This is a genomic window from Streptomyces sp. CoH27 (assembly GCF_020181035.1).
In the GTDB taxonomy this organism is placed as follows: domain Bacteria; phylum Actinomycetota; class Actinomycetes; order Streptomycetales; family Streptomycetaceae; genus Streptomyces; species Streptomyces camelliae.
Map to the genome: position 1 here is coordinate 1 of NZ_JAIQYY010000085.1, position 4,501 is coordinate 4,501.

General features: G+C 67.6%; 5 protein-coding genes. 3 read left to right on the plus strand and 2 right to left on the minus strand.

Annotated elements, in window-relative coordinates; all coding sequences use genetic code 11:
* Positions 1-79 precede the first annotated feature (79 nt).
* Positions 80-718 (minus strand): ankyrin repeat domain-containing protein, encoded by a 639-nt coding sequence (locus LE548_RS45025; protein ID WP_225102827.1) that lies wholly within the window; start codon positions 716-718, stop codon positions 80-82.
* 271 nt (positions 719-989) lie between these two features.
* On the opposite strand from LE548_RS45025, the gene LE548_RS45030 reads away from it, so the two are divergent.
* From LE548_RS45030 to LE548_RS45040, 3 genes are all read left to right on the plus strand, one after another.
* Positions 990-1,265 carry a hypothetical protein gene (locus tag LE548_RS45030; RefSeq protein WP_225102824.1) on the plus strand — a complete coding sequence of 92 codons (276 nt, stop codon included), beginning with the start codon at positions 990-992 and terminating at the stop codon, positions 1,263-1,265.
* 642 nt (positions 1,266-1,907) lie between these two features.
* Positions 1,908-2,600, plus strand: a complete 693-nt coding sequence (locus tag LE548_RS45035) for a hypothetical protein (RefSeq protein WP_225102825.1) — start codon at positions 1,908-1,910, stop codon at positions 2,598-2,600.
* A 710-nt stretch (positions 2,601-3,310) separates the two neighbouring features.
* On the plus strand, positions 3,311-4,084 hold the full coding sequence (locus LE548_RS45040; RefSeq protein ID WP_225102826.1) for a methyltransferase domain-containing protein: 774 nt from the start codon (positions 3,311-3,313) through the stop codon (positions 4,082-4,084).
* 74 nt (positions 4,085-4,158) lie between these two features.
* Here LE548_RS45040 and LE548_RS45875 read toward each other — a convergent pair whose 3' ends face one another.
* On the minus strand, positions 4,159-4,500 hold the full coding sequence (locus LE548_RS45875) for a transposase (protein ID WP_308031250.1): 342 nt from the start codon (positions 4,498-4,500) through the stop codon (positions 4,159-4,161).
* Position 4,501: the final 1 nt, after the last annotated feature.

A 4,501-nucleotide genomic window follows, 5' to 3' on the forward strand; every position in this document is an offset into this window, starting at 1 on the left:
TTCTGGCGAAGCCAGGAGCAAGCCCTGCAGTCCGCCTGAAACAAGATCACCGGACTCTACGAAACTCGGGACAGCTCAATCAGACACGCGTATTGTCGATCTTGGAACATCCTTGAGGCGTCACCCGGTAGTGCTCTCCGCCGCCGTAGTCCATCCGCGAGCTGGCGTTCACATGTACGTAGTCGTGTTCGAGGTGATAGAAGAAGCCGCCCATCATGCCGATCACCTGAAAGAAGATCTTCACGGACGGCCCCTCCGTGAGGGGGGACAGCGGCGGCAGCAGGTGCTCGATCTCCTCGAAACAGCGGCCGGTCGTCTCCCGCAGCAGCGAATGGAAGCGGTGCTCCAGTGCGTCCGAAGGGGCGGGAAGCTGCCGCACCGCGACTGGTTCCAGCAGCTCCACCAGATGCGTGTGCCCTCGTCTCCGCGCGACGTCGACGGCGCGCCGTCCGTCCCGCGTGCGCTGCGTCCGCCAGGCACCGTGCGCGATCAGCCTGGAGGCGACGGAGAAGTCCGCGCCGTGCCAGGCCGCCTGATGCAGCGCGGTGAAGCCGCTGCGGTTGCCGGGCCGGGGAAGGTTGGCCCACCCCGGATTCTTGCCCAGCACCCGGAAGACGCCGTTCCAATCGGCGTCCCGGGCCATGTCCGCGAACTGGTCCCGCTCGTCCAGGTACCAGCCGTTGAATCGCCCGCGGTCGGTGATGCCGTCCCAATTCATGGTGATCACGTCTGCACGCTATCCCTCCCCCGCTTGGTCCTCCTCGGCGACCCCCAGGGCTCCCGGAAGACCGCACTGCGGCCGTTGGTGGCTGAGCAACTGGGGCTGACCCGCCAGACGTCGTCAGCGATGGCGGCGGGATCGGAGCCGGAACACACGAGCCCCGTCACGATGCTCGGTCTCGATGAGCTTGTTCTTCATGGTCTGAGTCGCCTTGAGAGGGTGTGACGTGACCCGATCAGATGCTGAGTAGCTGAGTAGGGTTGCGGCCATGGCCAAGGGGATGGGGCGGCGGCCCAAGGGGGACCTGGACAGCGGCGTCGAAGACGTGACGCTGGCCATCCTGGAGTGGCTTGGCGAGCAGGAGGTCGGTGCCATGATCCGGGTCGACGCGGAGCGCATGCGTGACGGTCAGCCGGCGTGGACATTCGCCGCCTCTGGTGGGCCGCTGGACGGTGCGATGAGGGCCGACGGGGCCTCGGTCGCCGAGTGCATGGGCATGGCGCTGCTTCGATTGCGCGAGGCTGGGCTGGCCGTTCCATTCTGACGTCGTGTTCCGCCTCTGAGCTGATCGCGTTCGGGGATGCTTTCGGGGCGCCTGGTGGTCTTGCCCACGTCGTAGCGGGTGGCGGGGTGCCGGTTCTCGGGGGCCCCGGCAGTCAACTCCACGCTCCCCCAGTCGCGTTGGCGGCATAAAGCACGCTCAGCACACCAACCGTACCCCGTTTTGATCGGATTCGACCACGGCCCGATCGCGATCCCGTCCAGTTCAACCTGCACACACCCCGGCCAGGACGCGCATCACCGCGCAGATTCGCCGGCCGACGGCGTCTGCATCCCGGGGAGGGCGGACTCACCACTCTGCGACCTCGTGCCGGGCGGGACGACGAGCGGGTTTTGACGCTGCTGCTCCCTTAACACGGATCAGTCATCGCTTTCGTAGCGACACGCAGCAGGCAAGGAGTGAGGAGGCGTCAGCAGATCAACCGAGAGGGCTAATGGTCATTCAATACGCCTGGTCTTCGGGCCGCTTCACGTTCTGACAAGGCGGCAGGCGGGGCCGTATATACCCCGGTCGGCCCCCTGCCCCGAATCTCTCGATATGCACCGATATGATAGCTGTGAGTACGTTTGATCGCAGTCGGCTGACGAGCCGACATCTCCGAGATATCCAGACAGGAGAAGCGACATGAAGCTCGCTCGTTCCACCATGGTGACCGCAGGTGTCTCGGCCGCCGCGGCGCTCGCCGTGACCGGCATCACCTACGCCTCGGCGGCCCCCGCCCAGGCGCCCCAGGCGGTCCCGGCCGCCGTCGCCCCGGTCGCCGCCTCGGCAGCGCCCTTCGGACAGAACAAGACCAACAACAACGAAGGACAGGGCAAGGGCAACGAAGGCAAGGGCAACGAAGGCCGGCGCGAGGAAGGCAGGGGCCACGAGGAGCGCAGAGAGGAGGGCCGGATCGAGGTCAACGAACGGTCCTACTCCGCCCACCCCGGCGACTGCATCACCGTCATCAGCGGCCTCGGCGCCAAGACCCTCAACATCCGCAACGACAGCCACAAGCGCGTCGAGGTCTTCCGCGGAGCCGTCTGCGACAACGGCGCCCCCATCGCCACCGTCGGCCCCCACAGCTCCTCCAACGGCGTCTGCCCGACGATCAAGGACAAGGACGAGGACGAGAACGAGAACTGTGAGAAGCGCGAGCACGACGAGAAGCGCGAGCACGACGAGAAGGGCGAGCACGACGAGAAGGGCGAGCACCACAAGAAGATGGAGGACGGCGTGAAGGTCAAGGACGGCGTCGTCGCCAGCTTCCGCGTGGTCTGCGACAACGACGAGCGCGGCGAGGGCGGCTGGGGCGGCGAGGGCGGCTGGGACTGACCCGAAGCCGGCAGCACAATACGGGGCCCCGGCCCGCCGGAATCGGGCCGGGGGTACCCCAATCCCATTGTCGGACAACCCGTGCGCCCCGCGCGCACCCCCGGCCCGGGCACCAGGCGTCGCATCCTGGTGCCCGGGCCGGCGCCCCTTCTCCCGTCGGCCGATCCACCTGGGGTTATCCGCCCCGAACACCTCCCGCGGGTACATCCGACCGCGCCCTCGTCATCCGTTTCCCTCCCGGCGTTTCCACCGCCCCCGAACGGGTGAGAAAAGACGGAACCCGCTCGCCAGGAGGCAGGCCCGGGATCCAGGGCACGGGCAGCCACCCCGGTGAGCCCGCCGACCGCCGGCCGCCCCGGCCTGCCGGCCACGTCCGCAAAGACGCCGGGTATCCCCGAGGGCGCCACCGGATCCACAGCCCCACCGCTGACCTGAGCTGACGGCGACCGAGGCACGGCCAGGCACACCTCCACGTCTCAGCCGCCGTGCCACACGCTGAGTGCTGTCAGCGGCAGGCAAGCCACGCACGTACAGCTGCCTGCTCCATGAGCCGTGAGACACGGGCTCCAGGGGCCCGCCGCACTCGGGTACCGCTGACAACCGGCCGCAGGCCGCGAGGGCCAGTTCTGTCTGGAAGGGCTCACCGGCTTGGTTGGCACGTCTAGTGTGCTCCCATGAACGGTCAAGGTGTTGCTCACGGATTCACGTCGGTGGATACGCAGCCCCGGCCCGCCGAGTGGGTTCAGGTCCTGGACCGGTTGAATGCGGAGCCGTTCTACGCCGCGTACAAGCAGCGGTTGCAAGAGTTCCTGCATGCCGAGCCCGGCGGACTGTTCCTTGAGGTCGGAGCGGGTACCGGGGACGCCGCCGTGGCCCTGCGCTCGCGCTGTGGGGCCGAGGTCGTGGCGGTCGACAGCTCCTTGACGATGATCGCGCAGGCACGGGATCGAGGACTGCCACGTGCCGCTGTCGCAGACGGGCACCGGCTGCCGTTCGCGGCGGGTCGGTTCGACGGCGCCTGGGCTGACCGGGTTCTGCAGCATGTCGCCGAACCGGCCCGGGTGCTGGACGAATTGCTGCGGGTGGTCCGCCCCGGCGGCCGGGTCGCCTTGGCAGACCCGGACTACGACACCCAGGTACTCGACATTGACGACCAGGAGCTCGCCCGCCGGGTGCTGCGCTTCAGGACCGACGTGGGCCTGCGCAACGGCTCGCTGGCCCACCGGCACGCCGGACTGCTCGCGGCCCGCGGCATCCACGACATCAGGGTGGAAGCCCGGACTCTGGTCGTGCGTGACCCGTCAACGGTCGACAATGTCATGGGCCTGCGCACCTGGGCGCACACTGCCGCAGCCCGGGGCCACCTCGACCCCATGGACGCGGACCGGTTCGTGGCCCAGTTCGACGACGCCGCGCGCGCAGGTCGCTTTACCTACGCCGTCACGTTCTTCCTCACCGCGGGCACTCTGCCCTTGTCAGACTGACGGCCAGCGGGTGAGAGCGGTATGCGCTCTTTGAAAATGGCTCTGGCCACAGTTCGGGATGCTGTTGGTGATCTCTAGGCCGTCAGTCCTTGGCAGAGCCGCTGGAAGTGGGTGGGTGGTCGTGGTGGAGAGTCTGGTGTAGTGCCGGGCGGGAAGCATTCGCTGAGGCGGATGATGTTGGTTCCGGCGGCTGTGAGCACGTGTTGGACGTGCGTCTTCGCCAGGCCGCGGTAGCGGCAATGACGCAGGCCGTGAGCGTGGACCGTTTCAGACACCGTTGCTTCGCAGCCCGCGCGGATGGCATAACGCCGCTGCCAGTTGCTGGTTTTCTGGTCTCTCCTGAGCTGTCCCGAGTTTCGTAGAGTCCGGTGATCTTGTTTCAGGCGGACTGCAGGGCTTGCTCCTGGCTTCGCCAGA